The organism is Dehalobacterium formicoaceticum, from assembly GCF_002224645.1.
GTDB lineage: Bacteria > Bacillota > Dehalobacteriia > Dehalobacteriales > Dehalobacteriaceae > Dehalobacterium > Dehalobacterium formicoaceticum.
Genome location: NZ_CP022121.1, coordinates 1,605,644 through 1,622,016 on the forward strand (window position 1 = coordinate 1,605,644; position 16,373 = coordinate 1,622,016).

17 protein-coding genes are annotated in these 16,373 nt (G+C 45.4%); 12 read left to right on the forward strand and 5 right to left on the reverse strand.

The genetic code is table 11. The annotated features are described in order from the left end of the window. The first annotated feature begins 9 nt into the window (after nucleotides 1–9). The 5 genes from leuC (at nucleotide 10) to CEQ75_RS07920 (ending at nucleotide 6,455) form a co-directional block, all read left to right on the forward strand. Nucleotides 10–1,275, forward strand: coding sequence for a 3-isopropylmalate dehydratase large subunit (gene leuC, locus CEQ75_RS07900; RefSeq protein WP_089609848.1), 1,266 nt, complete (start codon nucleotides 10–12; stop codon nucleotides 1,273–1,275). Then, nucleotides 1,276–1,779, forward strand: coding sequence for a 3-isopropylmalate dehydratase small subunit (gene leuD, locus CEQ75_RS07905; protein WP_089609849.1), 504 nt, complete (start codon nucleotides 1,276–1,278; stop codon nucleotides 1,777–1,779). Beyond that, nucleotides 1,772–2,842 carry a 3-isopropylmalate dehydrogenase gene (gene leuB / locus CEQ75_RS07910; protein WP_089609850.1) on the forward strand — a complete coding sequence of 357 codons (1,071 nt, stop codon included), beginning with the start codon at nucleotides 1,772–1,774 and terminating at the stop codon, nucleotides 2,840–2,842. Before leuD ends, leuB begins: the two co-directional genes overlap by 8 nt. Nucleotides 2,843–2,874: 32 nt before the next feature. Continuing rightward, nucleotides 2,875–4,455 carry a citramalate synthase gene (gene cimA / locus CEQ75_RS07915; RefSeq protein WP_089609851.1) on the forward strand — a complete coding sequence of 527 codons (1,581 nt, stop codon included), beginning with the start codon at nucleotides 2,875–2,877 and terminating at the stop codon, nucleotides 4,453–4,455. A gap of 236 nt (nucleotides 4,456–4,691) precedes the next feature. Further along, nucleotides 4,692–6,455 carry an ABC transporter ATP-binding protein gene (locus tag CEQ75_RS07920; RefSeq protein WP_089609852.1) on the forward strand — a complete coding sequence of 588 codons (1,764 nt, stop codon included), beginning with the start codon at nucleotides 4,692–4,694 and terminating at the stop codon, nucleotides 6,453–6,455. A gap of 99 nt (nucleotides 6,456–6,554) precedes the next feature. On the opposite strand, the gene CEQ75_RS07925 is transcribed toward CEQ75_RS07920, so the two are convergent. Beyond that, the gene (locus CEQ75_RS07925) at nucleotides 6,555–6,809 is read right to left on the reverse strand and encodes a type II toxin-antitoxin system RelE/ParE family toxin (RefSeq protein WP_089609853.1); all 255 of its coding nucleotides are present in this window, start codon (nucleotides 6,807–6,809) and stop codon (nucleotides 6,555–6,557) included. Continuing rightward, the gene (locus CEQ75_RS07930; protein WP_089609854.1) at nucleotides 6,796–7,068 is read right to left on the reverse strand and encodes a type II toxin-antitoxin system Phd/YefM family antitoxin; all 273 of its coding nucleotides are present in this window, start codon (nucleotides 7,066–7,068) and stop codon (nucleotides 6,796–6,798) included. Before CEQ75_RS07930 ends, CEQ75_RS07925 begins: the two co-directional genes overlap by 14 nt. 410 nt (nucleotides 7,069–7,478) lie before the next feature. On the opposite strand from CEQ75_RS07930, the gene CEQ75_RS07935 reads away from it, so the two are divergent. From CEQ75_RS07935 to CEQ75_RS07945, 4 genes are read left to right on the forward strand one after another with little or no spacing between them, the layout of a single operon-like run. Further along, nucleotides 7,479–8,360, forward strand: a complete 882-nt coding sequence (locus CEQ75_RS07935; protein ID WP_089609855.1) for an ABC transporter substrate-binding protein — start codon at nucleotides 7,479–7,481, stop codon at nucleotides 8,358–8,360. Further along, on the forward strand, nucleotides 8,291–8,602 hold the full coding sequence (locus tag CEQ75_RS18310) for a hypothetical protein (RefSeq protein WP_157677375.1): 312 nt from the start codon (nucleotides 8,291–8,293) through the stop codon (nucleotides 8,600–8,602). Before CEQ75_RS07935 ends, CEQ75_RS18310 begins: the two co-directional genes overlap by 70 nt. Next, nucleotides 8,577–9,683 (forward strand): FecCD family ABC transporter permease, encoded by a 1,107-nt coding sequence (locus CEQ75_RS07940; RefSeq protein ID WP_089609856.1) that lies wholly within the window; start codon nucleotides 8,577–8,579, stop codon nucleotides 9,681–9,683. Before CEQ75_RS18310 ends, CEQ75_RS07940 begins: the two co-directional genes overlap by 26 nt. Next, on the forward strand, nucleotides 9,676–10,494 hold the full coding sequence (locus tag CEQ75_RS07945) for an ABC transporter ATP-binding protein (RefSeq protein WP_089609857.1): 819 nt from the start codon (nucleotides 9,676–9,678) through the stop codon (nucleotides 10,492–10,494). The genes CEQ75_RS07940 and CEQ75_RS07945 overlap by 8 nt, the downstream gene beginning before the upstream one ends. Before the next feature lie 172 nt (nucleotides 10,495–10,666). On the opposite strand, the gene CEQ75_RS07950 is transcribed toward CEQ75_RS07945, so the two are convergent. The 3 genes from CEQ75_RS07950 to CEQ75_RS07960 are packed head-to-tail and all read right to left on the reverse strand — an operon-like array spanning nucleotide 10,667 to nucleotide 12,473. Continuing rightward, nucleotides 10,667–11,368, reverse strand: a complete 702-nt coding sequence (locus tag CEQ75_RS07950; RefSeq protein WP_089609858.1) for a DUF881 domain-containing protein — start codon at nucleotides 11,366–11,368, stop codon at nucleotides 10,667–10,669. Further along, nucleotides 11,355–11,729 carry a small basic family protein gene (locus CEQ75_RS07955; RefSeq protein ID WP_089609859.1) on the reverse strand — a complete coding sequence of 125 codons (375 nt, stop codon included), beginning with the start codon at nucleotides 11,727–11,729 and terminating at the stop codon, nucleotides 11,355–11,357. The genes CEQ75_RS07950 and CEQ75_RS07955 overlap by 14 nt, the downstream gene beginning before the upstream one ends. Further along, nucleotides 11,730–12,473 (reverse strand): DUF881 domain-containing protein, encoded by a 744-nt coding sequence (locus CEQ75_RS07960; protein WP_089609860.1) that lies wholly within the window; start codon nucleotides 12,471–12,473, stop codon nucleotides 11,730–11,732. It lies immediately after the preceding gene. A gap of 227 nt (nucleotides 12,474–12,700) precedes the next feature. Between CEQ75_RS07960 and cdaA the strand changes: the two genes are divergently transcribed. Genes cdaA through CEQ75_RS07975 form a run of 3 tightly spaced genes read left to right on the forward strand, consistent with a single transcriptional unit; the run spans nucleotide 12,701 to nucleotide 16,371 of the window. Continuing rightward, nucleotides 12,701–13,522, forward strand: coding sequence for a diadenylate cyclase CdaA (cdaA, locus tag CEQ75_RS07965; protein WP_089609861.1), 822 nt, complete (start codon nucleotides 12,701–12,703; stop codon nucleotides 13,520–13,522). Then, nucleotides 13,519–14,721 (forward strand): CdaR family protein, encoded by a 1,203-nt coding sequence (locus CEQ75_RS07970; RefSeq protein WP_089609862.1) that lies wholly within the window; start codon nucleotides 13,519–13,521, stop codon nucleotides 14,719–14,721. The genes cdaA and CEQ75_RS07970 overlap by 4 nt, the downstream gene beginning before the upstream one ends. Before the next feature lie 3 nt (nucleotides 14,722–14,724). After that, the gene (locus CEQ75_RS07975; protein ID WP_089609863.1) at nucleotides 14,725–16,371 is read left to right on the forward strand and encodes an NAD(P)/FAD-dependent oxidoreductase; all 1,647 of its coding nucleotides are present in this window, start codon (nucleotides 14,725–14,727) and stop codon (nucleotides 16,369–16,371) included. Nucleotides 16,372–16,373 lie beyond the last annotated feature (2 nt).

Here is a 16,373-nt window from a genome sequence, read left to right on the forward strand (position 1 = left end):
GTTTGAATTATGGGAATGACAATCACAGAAAAAATTCTCGCCGCGCACGCGGGAGAAGAGAAGGTCACGCCGGGTCAGTTTATCAATGCCCGCTTAGATGTGGTGCTGGGTAATGATGTAACCGGCCCTGTGGCCATCAATGAATTTAATAAATTAGGCTTTCAGGAAGTTTTTGATCGGGATCGTATTATGTTGGTACCGGATCATTTTACCCCCAATAAGGATATTAAATCGGCAGAACTGTCCAAAACTCTGAGAGAATTTGCTCAAAATCATGAGATCACCAATTATTTTGAAATCGGGCGCATGGGGGTAGAGCATTGTCTGCTGCCGGAAGCAGGTTTGGTCTTACCGGGAGATGTCATTATCGGGGCCGATTCTCATACCTGTACCTACGGCGCCTTGGGCGCTTTTGCCACGGGAGTAGGGAGCACCGATATGGCGGCAGGTATGGCCACGGGAGAAGCCTGGTTTAAGGTTCCTTCTTCTATCAAGTTTGTCTTTAAGGGCACAGATTTTAATCCCTGGGTGAGCGGCAAAGATTTAATCCTTTATGCCATCGGACAAATTGGTGTGGATGGCGCCCTCTACCAAGCCATGGAATTTACCGGGGACGGGATCGGTGCCTTAAGCATGGACAGCCGTTTCTCCATGTGCAATATGGCCATTGAAGCCGGCGGTAAGAACGGCATTATCGCCCCGGATGAAACCACTCTGGCTTACGTAAGAGGCCGGGCGACGAGAGAATTTAAAGTTTATCAAAGTGATCCCGATGCCGAATATACTCAGGTGTTAGAATACCAGGTAAAAGATATCCAGCCCCAAGTGGCATTTCCCCATTTGCCGGAGAATGCCCGTAATGTTACTGATGCTGGTGAGGTCTGGTTAAATCAAGTGGTCATCGGATCCTGTACCAACGGACGCTTGGAAGATTTAAGGGTGGCTGCATCCCTACTGGAAGGGAAAAAGGTTCATCCGGATGTGCGCTGCATCATCATTCCCGGCACCCAGGAAATTTATCGTCAGGCCATGAAAGAAGGTTTAATGGATATCTTTATCGATGCCCAGGCGGCGGTGAGTACCCCCACCTGCGGACCTTGTCTGGGAGGACACATGGGAATCCTGGCCAAAGGGGAACGTGCTCTTGCCACCACCAACAGAAACTTTGTCGGCCGTATGGGTCATCCGGAAAGTGAAGTTTATCTGTCCAATCCGGCAGTAGCTGCTGCTTCTGCTATTATGGGGCGTATTGCTCATCCTCAGGAGGTAATGTAAATGATCATCAAAGGTAAAGTATGGAGATTTGGCGCAAATGTAGATACGGATGCAATTATACCTGCCCGTTATATGAATACCTCTGTACCTGAGGAATTGGCCAAACACGTGATGGAAGATGCGGATCCCCAATTTCCGCAAAAGGTCGGCCAGGGGGATATCATTGTCGCCGACAAAAATTTTGGCTGCGGCAGTTCCCGGGAACATGCCCCCATTGCCATCAAAGCAGCCGGAGTTGCTGCTGTTATCGCCCCCACCTTTGCACGAATTTTTAATCGCAATGCCATTAATATCGGCCTGCCCATTCTGGAATCCCCGGAAGCAGCCGCTGGTATTAAAGAAGGCGATATCGTCGAGATCAATACGGATACCGGTGTGATTAAGAATATCACTACCGGTGCTGAATTTCAGGCTCAGCCGTTCCCCGAGTTTATGCAAAAGCTGATCGCAGCCGGCGGACTGATGGCCTATGTCAAAGAAAGGAAGAAAGAAAATCATGCGTAAGTATCAGATTGCCGTATTGCCGGGAGACGGGATCGGCGTGGAAATTGTTCCTCCAGCCGTGGAAATACTGAAAAAGGTGGGCACACAGTTGGACCTGGGATTTACATTTCAGGAGGCTTTAATTGGCGGTGCTGCCATTGATGAAACGGGCGTTCCTTTGCCTAAAGAAACCCTGGATCTTTGTAAGAAAAGTGATGCTGTGCTCTTAGGCGCTATTGGCGGCCCGAAGTGGGATCATATTCCCACCCATTTGAGGCCGGAGGTAGGAGCGCTTCTGCCTCTAAGAAAAGAGCTGGCACTTTTCGCCAATATCCGACCGGTGATTTTATATGACGAACTGGTTTCCGCTTCTACTTTAAAAGAAGAAGTGGTCACAGGAACCGACATGGTCGTGATTCGGGAATTGACCGGTGGCCTCTATTTCGGAGAAAAGAAACGGGAAAAAACAGCTATCGGTGAAAGAGCGGTAGATACCCTGGTCTATACCACTGAGGAAATTGAACGCATTGCCCGCCTGGCTTTTGAAAACGCTCAAAACAGAAGAAAAAAGCTTACCTCGGTGGATAAGGCTAATGTTTTGGAAAGCGGCCGGTTGTGGCGGGAAACGGTGACTCGTCTGGCCCAGGAGTATCCTGATGTGGAAGTCGAGCATATGTATGTGGATAATTGCGCCATGCAATTGGTGCGCGCCCCGAAGCAATTTGATGTTATTGTGACGGAGAATACCTTTGGTGATATCCTGACAGATCAGGCCTCGATGATTTCCGGTTCCATCGGTATGCTGCCGTCAGCCAGTATTGGGGGCAAAGTTGGTCTCTATGAACCTTCCCATGGTTCGGCCCCTGATATCGCAGGTATGGACAGAGCCAATCCTTTGGCAACGATTCTCTCTGCCGCCATGATGCTGGAGTATAGTTTTAAAGAACTTCAAGGTGCGGGAAAAATCAAAAATGCGGTGGCGAAGGTTTTAAAACAAGGGTATCGAACCGGAGATTTAGCCCAGGAGGGTACAAAAGTTGTGGGCACTAAAGAGATGGGTGCTTTGGTTTTAGCTGAAATCTAAGGCCGGGAGAAGAGAGAGGAGGAATGGGCGGCATGGAGAAAATTGTCGTTTTGGACACGACATTAAGAGATGGCACCCAAGGGGAAGGAATCTCCTTGTCGGTGGAAGATAAATTAAAAATCACGGTTAAACTTGATGCCTTGGGGATTCCCTATATTGAAGGAGGCTGGCCGGGCTCCAATCCCAAGGATATTGAATATTTTCAGCGGGTACAAAAGCTTTCATTGCAGCAAGCAAAAATTACAGCCTTTAGCAGTACCCGCAGGCCAGGGGTCCAAGTGGAGGAAGACATTAATATTCAGGAATTATTAAAGGCGGGCACCCCGGCGGTGACGCTCTTTGGCAAATCATGGGATCTCCATGTTGTCCAGGCCTTAAACACCACGCTGGAAGAAAACTTAGCCATGATCAAAGATACGGTTTCTTTTTTCAAGGCAGCAGGCCGGGAAGTAATCTATGATGCGGAACATTTTTTTGATGGCTACAAAAGCAATTCTCAGTATGCCCTGACCACAATTCGGGCTGCAGCGGACGCCGGTGCCGATTGGGTGGTTTTATGTGATACCAACGGAGGAATGCTCCCTTCTGAAATTGGGGAAATTGTTACTGTGGCAGGGGAAAATGTATCGGTGCCTCTGGGTATCCACGCCCATAATGACGGAGACCTGGCGGTGGCTAATTCTTTGCAGGCTGTGGCAAGCGGGGCGCAGATGGTGCAAGGGACGATCAATGGCTTGGGGGAAAGATGCGGTAATGCCAATCTTTGCTCCATCATCCCCAACCTGGAATTAAAGATGGGTGATTCCTGTCTGCCGGAAAATAACTTAAGCTTACTGACTGAGACCGCCCACTATGTCAGTGAGCTGGCCAATGTAGCGCAGCAGTCCCAACAGCCCTTCGTGGGTATGAGTGCTTTTGCCCATAAAGGTGGGATTCATGTCAGTGCAGTGACAAAGAATCCAGCTACGTATGAACATATGGATCCTCAATTGGTGGGTAACAAACGCCGGGTACTGGTATCTGAATTATCCGGTGTCAGCAATCTAAAATATAAGGCGCAGGAACTGAATATTGAATTGCCCCTGGAAACACCGGAAAGCAGGGAAATTATCAAACGCATTAAGGAATTGGAACACAAAGGTTTCCAGTACGAAGGGGCAGAGGCTTCTTTAGAGCTTTTATTAAGAAAAGCATTGAATCAATATCAGGATTATTTTCAGCTGGAATCATTAAAGGTGATTATGGAAAAAAGGGAAAACATGGGCATAACTTCCGAAGCTATGATTAAGCTGAAGGTAGGAACAGAAACGGTGCATACAGCTGCTGAAGGGAACGGTCCTGTCAATGCTCTGGATAATGCCTTAAGAAAAGCACTGGAAGAGTTTTATCCGGACATCAAAAACATCCATCTTTCCGACTATAAGGTGCGGGTGCTGGATGAAAAGGATGCCACCGGAGCCACGGTGCGGGTCTTAATCGAAACCATGGATCAGGAATCCAGCTGGAATACGGTGGGTGTCCACGAAAATATTATTGAGGCCAGCTGGCAGGCTTTGACCGATGGTATTACCTACGCTTTGTATAAAAAAGATCATCAACAATCTACACAATAGATCAACTTGGCTAAAAGTATTGCACCCCAGGTTGCTTTTGAATATAATAATATTAACAGATCCCGCCCACACCTCTTAACAATGTGTCCCAGGGTGGGTCGTTTTATTTTTAAGGGTATGGAGCACTTGACAAGAACAGACATTTTCCGGCATGATAGGATATAATACAGTCTTATGTTAAGGCATCTGATCTCAACCCTAAAAGGCTGATCATGATTATTGGAGTGTGCCGGCTTATGACGATCCTAAAAAGATTCATCTCTTATTATAAACCATACCGTTTGCTGTTTTTTGCTGATATGTTCTGTGCAGTGCTGGTATCCGCCGTTGATTTGGCGTTTCCTCAAGTGCTTAATTTCCTAAGCAAGAATGTCTTTACTCAGAGCCGGGATATAATTCTCAGCAACATCGGGTATGCGGGTCTGGTGCTGTTGGCACTCTATATTCTAAAATATTTCTGTCAGTATTTCATTACGTCCTGGGGGCACATCATGGGAGCCAGGATGGAAGCGGATATGCGCTTGGATTTGTTCGATCATTATCAGCGGCTTTCCTTTTCTTATTATGATAAAAATAATACGGGGGAGATGATGTCCCGGCTGGTGAACGATTTGTTTGATGTCACTGAGCTTGCTCATCACGGTCCGGAAAATATCTTTATCTCCGTGCTTAAGATTGCCGGTTCTTTTATCCTGCTGCTGATGATCAATGTGGAAATGACATTGCTGCTTTTCCTGGTCACCTTGATTATGGTTGGTTTCAGCATTGAACGCAACTTCAGAATGAAAGCGGTATTTATGGATAACCGGGTTAAAATTGCCAAGGTCAATGCCAGCCTGCAGGATAGTTTGGCCGGGATCCGGGTAGTCAAATCCTTTGCCAATGAAGAAGTAGAAAGAGGAAAATTTCGCAAAAGTAATCAAGATTTCCTCGCATCCAAAACGAGAAGCTATAAGATGATGGGGGGTTATCATGCCTGGAATTCCCTGTTTACAGGTTTGTTATATATTGTCGTCATTGTCTCGGGGGGTTATTTTATTGCAGAAGGGACACTGCGCGTTACCGAACTGGTCATTTATATCCTGTATATTAATATCTATGTCAATCCCCTGGAGGTCTTGATTAACTTTACCGAACAGTTCCAAAAAGGATTTTCCGGTTTTAAGCGGCTTACAGACATCCTGGAAACTCAGCCTGAAATCGTTGATAAACCCGATGCTGTTCCCTTGGATGAGGTCCGAGGGGAGATTGAATTTCATAATGTTTCTTTCCGCTATAACAATGAAGATGATGTCCTGCATGATGTCAGCATCCGGATTCCCGCCGGGAAAAATATCGCTCTGGTGGGGCCATCCGGCGGCGGCAAGACAACCCTTTGCTCTCTCCTGCCTCGTTTCTATGATGTGACAGCCGGTTCGATTACCATTGACGGCCAGGATATCCGGGATCTGACTCTGAAATCCCTGCGCTGTGCTATTGGTATCGTCCAACAGGATATCTATATGTTCAGCGGGACGATCAAAGAAAATATCGCTTTTGGCAAAAGGGGAGCAACCGATGAAGAGATTATGGAGGCTGCCCGTAATGCCAATATTCATGATTTCATCATGTCCCTGGAGGAAGGTTATGAGACCTTCGTCGGGGAACGGGGAGCACGTCTTTCAGGCGGGCAGAAGCAAAGACTAGCTATCGCCCGGGTCTTTTTGAAGAACCCGCCTATCCTGATCTTAGATGAGGCAACTTCAGCCCTGGATAATGAAAGCGAACGCTACATCCAGAAATCCTTGGAGAAACTATCCTCCGGCAGGACGACCATTGTTATCGCCCATCGTTTAAGTACCATCAGGAACGCAGATGAAATCATTGTCATCACCGACGAGGGAATCAAGGAGAGGGGAACCCACCGGGAGCTTATCTTCGAAAACGGCATCTATTCCAGGTATTACCACATGCAATTCGAAGGGCTGGAGAATACGACACCTGACTTTGACCAATATTAAAATAATGCGAAGAGAAAATAACGCGGGGACGGTCCTGGTGTTACCGTGTTACCCTAGCAACCATTTATAATTGCGCCTGCCATAAATGATGCGGCGGATTTATACTGTATCAGACTTAATAACAAAGAACACGATATAGTTCTCTACAATCAAGTATCGGTAGCCTTTAGCCTTCAGAACGATATCTCGTACAAATGGACATCGTCCGGGCATTTCAGAGAGACTACCGATTTTTTCAACAATCAAGTCATAGTATCTGATTGCAGCCTGTGGTGACATTGTATTGAGGTAGCTGACAATATCATTTAAGTCCGTTTTGGCATGTGAATATATTCTGATTTTATACTTGCCCATGCACGCTGTTCCTCAACTGTTTTGCAAACTCCAAAAAATCTTCACCCTCTGCACCGTTTGCAATTTCTTCTTCTGCCTCGGCAAGTTTAATATACAGGTTTATGCGTGCTTGCTGCCTCTCGTAGGTTTCAATACTCATCACAACCATATCACCGACACCGTTTTTTGTAATAAAAACCGGTTCTCGTGATGTATGGCAAAATTCTGAAATGTCATTGGCGTTATTTCTTAGGTCAGAAATCGGTCTAATATTCGGCATATTTAAATGCCCCCTTGTATCAATATTTATACCCATATTATATCAACATATTGAGAACATAGTCAACATAATGGATTAAACGACGGCTGAGGAATTGAAAAACGTGAAAAACGCCCAAAATCTACTAACCTTTCACAATAATTCTGACCTTGACAGGGATGGTTGAATGGTTTATTCTTAAAGCATAAAGTACTCTGCAGAAGCAGAGAAATGCAATAAATATTGAGATTTAACTTTTTGAAATATTATTAAAACTTGATAAATAAATTTTAACCATGAAGGTTAATGGCGGGATGAACCCGGCTGTTTTCTTCATGGTTTTTTATTTTAAGAGGTAGAGTCAAAAAGATTAAATATTGTTTAACAAGTATCAGCTGCCGAAATTAAAGCTAAAAAAGGGGGTACCCATAATGAAGAAGGCTAATCGCCTTGTGTTTTTCTTGCTTGCAGCAATGCTGATGATTTGTCTTGCTGCCTGCGGTAGTGAAGCCAATAACTCTCAAGAGAGCGAAGGCGTACCGGAAACGGACGGGAAGCGCACGATCACAGACAGTTTAGGGCGTGAGGTGGAAATACCGGCGACAGTTGAAACCATCGTTCCCCTCGGTAACACTCCGCGCATGATTACATATCTGGGACTGGCGGACAAGGTTGTAGGAATTGGATCATGTGAGATTGCAGAAAGTCCTGTTATGGCCTATGCCTATATAAATATTGACAAATGGAAAGGTCTTCCTAATGTCGGTACAGATGCCATGGGTGAGACATCTTATTACCCGGAAGCTATCATCGAGGCTAATCCGGATGTCATTCTGTGTACCTATACTCTGGATGTGGTTGAAGATCTTGAAAGACAAACCGGCCTGCCCGTGGTAGCGGTTGCACCAAGCACTTTATTCGATGAAGATTTTAATCAGTCCTTGCGTATTTTGGGTGAAGTATGCCATGTTTCTGACAGAGCAGAAGAAATTATTAGTTTTATCGATCAATGTCTTAATGATCTACAAAGGAGAACTGCTGATATTCCGGATGATAAAAAGCCAACTGTTCTTGCTGCCGCAGCAACTTTTGCAGGCAGCCATGGGATTGAGGGCATTTATGCAAACTACCCTGTTTTTAAAACAATCGCCGCAAAGGATGTTGCTATAGGTGTTACTGATAAAGTTGGCGGTGTTTTGGTTGACAAAGAGAAAATTATCGATTGGAATCCGGATATGATTTTTTGGATTTCAGCGGTGTTGAACTGGTCAAAAACGATTATGCTGAGAACCCTGATTATTACGCACAACTGAAAGCAGTAACGAACGGAAATGTATACCAATGGCCTAACTCAACATGGCACTGGTCAAATGTGGAGATTCCCCTGGTCAGCGCATATTATCTATCTTTTATGCTCTATCCGGAAGCATTTTCCGATATTGTTTTTGAGGAAAAAGCAAGGGAAATTTTTGAATTTTTCCTCGGGGAGGCAGATTATCTCAGTACACTGGAGTCGGTAGGAGCAGGCTATGGCAAAGTTGTACTTGGAGAATAACATGAAGCATGAAAGCCAGGATCAATTTCAAAAATATAATCAATTTGTGCGCAGAAAAAAAATCGTGCTGATTCTGCTTACTCTGATAACTTTGGTGGTGGCGTTATTTTCTGTTGGTGTTGGTTCAATTAACATTTCGATTACAGAAATACTGAAAACCATTTTTGGATACGGCGATGCCCAATCAAAAACAGTGATTATGGGCATCAGGCTGCCTAGAGTAATTGCCGCTGTTCTTGTGGGTGCACTGCTTTCAACCTCGGGAGCCGTGATGCAGTGTGTATTGCAGAACCCACTGGCATCAGCATCAACATTAGGCGTTTCTCAGGGAGCAGCCTTTGGCGCAGCTCTGGGGATCATTGCATTTGGAGGAGGAGTAGTCAATTCTGCGTCCGCGGCATCGGCTGTTACCATAAATAACCCTTATATCGTAACATTGTGCGCCTTTGTCTTTGGCGCCATTTCCACGATTGTGATCATTGCTATTTCTCAGCTTAAGAAAGACATCGGTCCCAGCGGCTTGATACTGGCCGGTGTCGCCCTTAGCTCTCTTTTTTCCGGCGGAAGCACACTTTTACAATATTTTTCTGATGAACAGAAAATCGGGGCTGTTGTTTTTTGGACATTCGGTAATCTTGGAGGTGCTAACTGGAAGGAAATTCTTATTCTCGCGGTGGTGTTTGCCGCCTCAATGGTATACTTCATCTGGAATCGCTGGAATTATAACGCCATGGAAAGCGGCGCGGATACAGCGCAAAGCCTGGGCATCAATACAAGAAGAACCATGATGATCAGTATGGGAATATCTTCTCTTTCAGCGGCTGTGGCAGTTTCCTTTGTTGGTATTATTGGTTTTGTCGGGCTGGTCGCGCCTCACATCATGCGTCTGTTTGTGGGCAACGATTACCGTTATTTGGTGCCTTCCTCAGCCGTAGCAGGAGCACTGCTGCTTGTTGTGGCTGATACTTTCGGCAAATCTGTGATTGCTCCCGTGATATTGCCCATCGGCGCAATCACCTCTTTTCTAGGTGCTCCAATGTTTCTTTTTCTACTTTTTAGGGGAGGTAAAAAATATGGTTAAGGTTGATGGCATCACCTATATGTATAACCGCGCTGTCGGAAACGTGCTGGAAGAAGTCGGTTTTGATGTCGATGAAGGTCAATGCATCGCAGTCCTGGGGAATAATGGCTGCGGAAAAAGTACGCTTTTGAAATGCATTGACCGTATACTTCCGGTGCAAAACGGTGCTGTGTTTGTTGAAGATTCCAATGTTTTTACCCTTTCAGGTTCCTCATTGGCCCAAAATATTGCTTATGTACCGCAAAACACCAGATCGGCAAATATGACGGTGTATGATGCCGTGCTCCTGGGCCGGAAGCCATATATCAAATGGGATGTGTCCTCTAAAGACAGGGAAATCGTGCGTGATATCATCCATCAATTACATCTTGACAATTATATCCTGCGGAATGTATCGGAGCTTTCCGGCGGGGAGGCGCAAAAAGTAGCTCTTGCCAGAGCCTTGGTCCAGGAACCCAGGTTGCTTTTGCTCGACGAACCCACAAGTAATCTTGACCCATACAATCAACATGAAATGCTGAGAATTGTACGAAACATTGCCCGGGAGAAAAATATTTGTGTGGCGATCGTGATTCACGATCTCAATCTCGCCATACGTTTTTGTGACCGTTTCCTGTTCTTAAAGGATGCTCAGGTCTTTTCTTACGGAGGTCTGGAAAGCGTTACACCTGAAATTATTGAAGCGGTCTACCGTATTCATGTCCACATCATTGAACACAAGGGTATTCCTGTTATTGTGCCCTTTCCCGACGAGAAAGTGAAAGAGGAGCACAGAGAACAATTCTTTGACAAGCAAAGGAAAGTTATATAATATCTGTTAAAATTTATCCTTGATGAAAGTATAAATTAAAAGGGATAAGAACAGTTACGGTTCTTATCCCTTTTAAAATTTCTTTTTTCCTATTCATATCCAATTCATATCCAAGGATATCAACAATTTATTTTGTTTTTATGGGCCCAGCTATTGTCTTGATACAAGAAATTTAAGCTGCTTCCTTTAAATGACTAAAGTTTTTTGGAGGGGCGGCGGCGGGAATTACCACATCCTCCTGTTTCTTTATCACCGGAAATACCTGAAATAGGGTGTTGAAATTATCAATAATACCTCCGGTAAAAGTCAGCCCTTTTTCCAATGTATCGGGGTCGCCGATGACCTTGACAATGACTGGACTTAAAAGTGGCTTATTGTCGACAGTAATAACTAAATTGCCATTTTCATCTGTTCCTTGGGAGATCAGAGTATGATACAGGATCCGGTGTTCGTTGATTGCCACCGCTTCGGCACCACTAACCCACAGTTCATTTACCAGATCAATTAAATCATAATCGATGAGATTGGAATCCCCGGTGATGGAGATCACCAAACCGGGTCCGTGCAAAGGTACGGTTCCGCTTACGACCCCAAAACGGGAGAGCTCGGTTGTTAAACTGCTGGCCAGGTTAGAACCCGCCGTTGCTTTTTCAACTAAAGAACGTTTTGTACTTGATAATTCTGCATAATCTGTTTCCAGCTGAACCCTTTTTTCATTAAGACTTTTGACTAATGTTACCAGGTCTGCTTCGGACTGAGAGGCTAAAGAGTTCTCCAAGGCTTGGTTGGTGCTGTATTGAGTGGAAACCAACAACCCGAACATAAGAAGTGCGATAAACAACGGAATGCGCCATTCTTTTTTAATCAATTTCATCTGCAGCACTCCTTTCTCGTTGTCTTTTCTTGTAACGATTGAGCAGATCTCTGCGGATAAAGCCCAGGTTATTAAAAAGACGGATCCCAAAAGCGACCACAGCTGCCAAATATAGATCTACGCCTAAGTGATCACCCATGTAAGCGAGGAGAACCGCCAGCAACGCATTGGTAAAAAAACCGGACAGAAGAATGGTGCCGTCAAAAGATTCTTCTAAAATTCCCCGGATACCTCCCAGAATTGAATCCAAGGCTGCCAGTACCGCAATGGATAAATATTTTGCGAATACAATCGGTACATGTAAGGTGAAAACAGAGCCAATGATCAGTCCGACAAGCAGCCCCAAAATTGGAAACCACATTTATGAATCCCCTTTCTCAACTTTTACAGGTTGGGCAAAATTCACAGTATTACTTCCTTTATATGCTGATATGGAAACATCCTCTCCTTTAATAAGGGAAAAGGGCATATCCTTGCTTTTCAAATAATCATATTCTTCACAATTTTTTACGGCAGCTTCCAAACGATCCGGATCACCGATCGCCTTAATTTCAAAAGGGGGTGCTAATCGGCTGGAATTTACCATGATCACGGTGCCCACACAGCGAATATCGGAGGTGGATACGATTCTTTGGTTATTCACGGAAATGGCTTCCGCTTGTCCCCGGAGGGCACTGACCAGATAGAGAATGTTTTTATCATGAACGATAAATTCCTCCGGATTATACAGACCGGGATTTTTTGATTTCGCAGCCTCGGCCCCGGCTAGATTATCATCCAATTCAATAGTAATACCCGGACCGTTTACATCAGAACGCCCTGAATATAATTCCAGTTGATCAATCTCATCCTGCATTTGAACGATTTGGTCCCGATCAGGGGCTTCCTTTTTTTGAATTTCTTCAATTTCATCCCTGAGATCAGTAATTGATGTTTCTAAGATATTGGTTTCTGCCTCTAAATTGTCTATAATATCAATGAGGGTTTTATTCTGCACGATTTCAGGATCTTCCTGACCGGCACTCTGGTTCTGCAATGCTGTAGATAAAAGAAATCCTGTGAGCAAACAGGCAATGGTAATGGGAAGATATTTTTTCCAGATCATCTTGATTCCACCCTTTTTTCAGGATATGCTATAATTACTTATTGTACTATAAAGTTCTCATTGTTGCTAGGTGGTAAATCTGATCGGGCTCAAATAAACATGGAAATTTTTTAAAATAAGAGGATTAAAGGAGTATTTTTGGAGGTTTTTTCAATTTGTGCGTCGAAGATTTTTAGATATTTCTTTTTCGTTTCTATCATAAGTTATTGGGGAAGAAGGTGAATAGGATGAAGGATTTTTTGCTGAATGTTGATTACTTATATGTGTTTACCGAAATTATTGATGTTTTAATTGTCTCTTATGTGATCTATAAACTTTTAATGTTAATTCAAGGCACCAGGGCAGTGCAGCTTATTAAAGGCATTATTATGCTTTTGATAGCTTTAAATGTCAGCGATATCCTTCGGTTATTTACTATTAAGTGGATATTGGATCAAATCTGGGCGACAATTTTCGTAGCTTTGGCTGTTATTTTTCAGCCTGAATTAAGAAGAGCTTTGGAACAGCTGGGCCGGGGGCAATTTTTTCTGCGCACCAATTCAGAAATGGGCACCGGGGACCGCCTGCGTCTTGTGGATGAATTGACCCGCTGCGCTTTGAAATTGGCGAAAACAAAGACAGGTACTTTAATTGTAGTGGAACGGGAAACAGGAATCAATGATTACATAGAAACAGGCATTAAAGTAGAAGGCATCGTTTCTGCCGAATTATTAATGAACATTTTTGTCCCCAATACCCCCCTCCATGATGGTGCTGTGATCATTCGCGGGGATCGGGTGGTGGCAGCAGGATGTTTTCTACCCTTAAGTGATAATCCTTACCTAGACAGCAGTTTAGGAACCAGGCATCGGGCGGCCTTGGGGATTTCAGAGATTTCTGATGCGGTGGTGTTGATTGTTTCTGAAGAAACCGGTACCATCTCTGTTGCTTATGGGGGGAAACTGGTGCGCTACCTGGAAGAAAAAACTCTGCGAGACAAGCTGCAGGATCTTCTCATTCCCAAACCTGCCGACAATTCCCGCTTTTGGAGTAGGAGGGTACCATCATGAAGAGACTACTGACAGTAAATAATCTCCTTTATAAAATTATTGCCGTTGTTCTGGCTCTTCTGCTTTGGCTATATGTAAACCATCAGGAAAATCCTGTGACCGACCAAATTTTTACCATCCCCCTGGAGGTGCGAGGCCTGGAACAAAATTTGACCATTTCGGAACGACCTTCTTTTGTGAAGGTCCGCTTACAGGGTCAAAGAAGGCTCCTCGATGAGGTGACAGCTCGAGACATCCAGGCATTTCTTGAAATGAGCGGCTTGGATGTAGGGCAGCATATGGCGGAGGTGCATGTTTCAGTTCCGCAAAAAACACAGCTGGTTTCTGTGACACCCGGCAGCGTAAATTTGGATGTTGAGGTACTGACAACAAGTCAATTTTCCGTTAATGTGACCTATAAGGATAATACACCGGCCGCAGGATTTATGGCCTTAGAACCGGTGCTCACCCCTTCCCAGGTCATTCTTTCCGGACCGGAAGAAAAATTAAAAGAAGTGAAACAAGTGTATGTAGAGGTTGATTTGGGGGATTATACCTTTAATTATAATCAGAAACTCCCGGTTAAAATTGAGGATGATAAGGGCAATCTATTGCTGGATTGGATTACAGTGACCCCTTCACAGGTGGATGTTTTGGTGCCGGTAATTTCCGAGCTTCCTACGAAAACCGTTCCGGTCAAGGTTCCTATTGAAGGAGAGGTCGCCCTCGGCTATGTGATGGCCAGAACCGTGACAGCACCGGAATTAATTGGCATCATGGGTGATGAAAAAGTCCTGCAAGGCATTCAAAGCCTGACCACCCAGCCCGTAAGAATAAACGGTGCGACTCAGGATGTGGTGAAAACAGTGGAACTGATTCTCCCGGAGGGTGTTCGCCTGACCCAGGGAGCAAAGGTGACCGCCATTGTACGTGTTGAAAAAATTATGGAGAAGACCTTTACCGGACCAATGGTGGTACCCCATAACCTGGGGGAGAACTTAACCATGGAAATCCTTGATCCTGCAATGGAACTCACTGTCTCCGGGGCAGAGTCCCTGATGGAAAAATTATTGACAGCAGACATAACTGTATCTGTAGATTTATCAGGTTTAACTGCCGGGGAGCATCAGGTGCCGGTACAGTTGAATTTGCCCCCCGGTGTGAACTTGGGAGAGGTGAATCCTTCTGAAATAAAAGTTTTATTAAAACAGGAGCCGTAATACATGAAATTAAGATTAACGAATTTGCGCTTAGATCTGAATATGAATGAGGAAGCATTGGCTACCCTTGCAGCCAGGAAAATTAGGGTCGCCCCAGGGAAAATCACTTCTTTACATATTATCAAAAAGGCACTGGATGCCCGGAAAAATGAAAGGGTGGAATTTGTTTATTCTGTTGATATCCAGGTGGGTGATATTAAGGGGATTAAAATGAATCCCCCTTTTGTCCAGCCTGCTCCGGAGCCTTTCCGGGAACAACTGAAAAGGGGCGACGCATTGCTTTCTTGTCCTCCTGTAGTGGTGGGCAGCGGCCCCGCCGGTCTTTTTTGTGCTTTAAAATTGGCAGCCTGGGGTTATCGCCCTCTGGTATTGGAACGAGGCTTTGATGTGGACCGCCGCTTTCAGGAAATTGAGCGGTTTTGGCAGACCGGGGTTTTGAATCCGGATTGTAATGTGCAGTTTGGTGAAGGCGGTGCCGGCACTTTTTCCGACGGCAAACTGACGACCCGGGTGAAAGATCCCCGGGTAAGGAGCATCCTGGAGCAACTGGCAGAAGCTGGAGCTCCCGAGGAAATTCTTTATCTCAATAAACCTCATATCGGGACAGACGTGCTGCGCGGGGTGATGAAGAATCTGCGCCGGAAGTTAATCTCCTTGGGCGGTCAGGTGATTTTTGGCTGCCGGGTAACGGGACTGAAGCTTTCCCCGGAGGGCTCCCTGGCCGGATTGGAGGTAGGACAAGGGGAAATCCCTGCCTCTGTCGGTGTTTTTGCCATTGGCCATAGTGCTCGGGACACCTATCAAATGCTCTTTGATCAGGGCGTGCTCATGGAAGCCAAACCCTTTGCCATGGGCCTCCGGGTGGAACATCCCCAGAGTTTTATTGACCAAAATCAATATGGCAAAAATGCAGGTCATCCTAAGCTGGGCGCGGCGGACTATGCCTTATCTTTTCAAGACAAAGAACGCGGCCGCAGTGCCTACAGCTTTTGCATGTGCCCCGGAGGGGTTGTGGTGGGGGCAGCGTCGGAAACGGGCGGGGTGGTAACCAATGGCATGAGCGAACATGCCCGAGCTTCGGGGCGGGCCAACGCTGCCATCGTGGCAACGGTGGATATTCCTGATTTTGGGGATGGTTGTTTAAAAGGGATGGAATTTCAGCGCAAGTGGGAACAAATTGCCTCTTATAGGGGTGGTGGCAACTATTATGCCCCGGCTCAAAAGCTGGAAGATTTTCTGCAAAACCGGCCTTCCGCTGATTTAGCAGGAACCATCGGATCTTCTTATCGGCCGGGAGTAACCCCAGGGAACCTGCGTGATTGCCTGCCCCAAGAGGTGGGGGAAACCATCGCCGCTGCAATCAAGCACTGGGATCGACAAATCAAAGGCTTTATCCATCCCCAAGCTGTGGTAACAGGAGTAGAAACCAGAACCTCAGCTCCTGTGCGCATCCTGCGTAATGAAAGATTAGTATCGATGAATACCCCCGGATTATACCCGGCAGGGGAAGGGGCAGGATATGCAGGGGGCATTATCAGTGCTGCTGTTGATGGGTTAAAGGCGGCGGAAGCTATTATATCACACTATGAAAAGCCGAAGGAATTTTTTCCCTCCGCTTTAATAGATAAATTGACTTCGAGGAGAGATTAAGC

Excerpts from the sequence above, each read along its gene's own strand:
- leuC (WP_089609848.1), top strand. The coding sequence starts at position 10 with ATGGGAATGACAATCACAGAAAAAATTCTCGCCGCGCACGCGGGAGAA.
- leuD (WP_089609849.1), top strand. The coding sequence starts at position 1,276 with ATGATCATCAAAGGTAAAGTATGGAGATTTGGCGCAAATGTAGATACG.
- leuB (WP_089609850.1), top strand. The coding sequence starts at position 1,772 with ATGCGTAAGTATCAGATTGCCGTATTGCCGGGAGACGGGATCGGCGTG.
- cimA (WP_089609851.1), top strand. The coding sequence starts at position 2,875 with ATGGAGAAAATTGTCGTTTTGGACACGACATTAAGAGATGGCACCCAA.
- CEQ75_RS07920 (WP_089609852.1), top strand. The coding sequence starts at position 4,692 with ATGACGATCCTAAAAAGATTCATCTCTTATTATAAACCATACCGTTTG.
- CEQ75_RS07925 (WP_089609853.1), bottom strand. The coding sequence starts at position 6,809 with ATGGGCAAGTATAAAATCAGAATATATTCACATGCCAAAACGGACTTA.
- CEQ75_RS07930 (WP_089609854.1), bottom strand. The coding sequence starts at position 7,068 with ATGCCGAATATTAGACCGATTTCTGACCTAAGAAATAACGCCAATGAC.
- CEQ75_RS07935 (WP_089609855.1), top strand. The coding sequence starts at position 7,479 with ATGAAGAAGGCTAATCGCCTTGTGTTTTTCTTGCTTGCAGCAATGCTG.
- CEQ75_RS07940 (WP_089609856.1), top strand. The coding sequence starts at position 8,577 with ATGGCAAAGTTGTACTTGGAGAATAACATGAAGCATGAAAGCCAGGAT.
- CEQ75_RS07945 (WP_089609857.1), top strand. The coding sequence starts at position 9,676 with ATGGTTAAGGTTGATGGCATCACCTATATGTATAACCGCGCTGTCGGA.
- CEQ75_RS07950 (WP_089609858.1), bottom strand. The coding sequence starts at position 11,368 with ATGAAATTGATTAAAAAAGAATGGCGCATTCCGTTGTTTATCGCACTT.
- CEQ75_RS07955 (WP_089609859.1), bottom strand. The coding sequence starts at position 11,729 with ATGTGGTTTCCAATTTTGGGGCTGCTTGTCGGACTGATCATTGGCTCT.
- CEQ75_RS07960 (WP_089609860.1), bottom strand. The coding sequence starts at position 12,473 with ATGATCTGGAAAAAATATCTTCCCATTACCATTGCCTGTTTGCTCACA.
- cdaA (WP_089609861.1), top strand. The coding sequence starts at position 12,701 with ATGAAGGATTTTTTGCTGAATGTTGATTACTTATATGTGTTTACCGAA.
- CEQ75_RS07970 (WP_089609862.1), top strand. The coding sequence starts at position 13,519 with ATGAAGAGACTACTGACAGTAAATAATCTCCTTTATAAAATTATTGCC.
- CEQ75_RS07975 (WP_089609863.1), top strand. The coding sequence starts at position 14,725 with ATGAAATTAAGATTAACGAATTTGCGCTTAGATCTGAATATGAATGAG.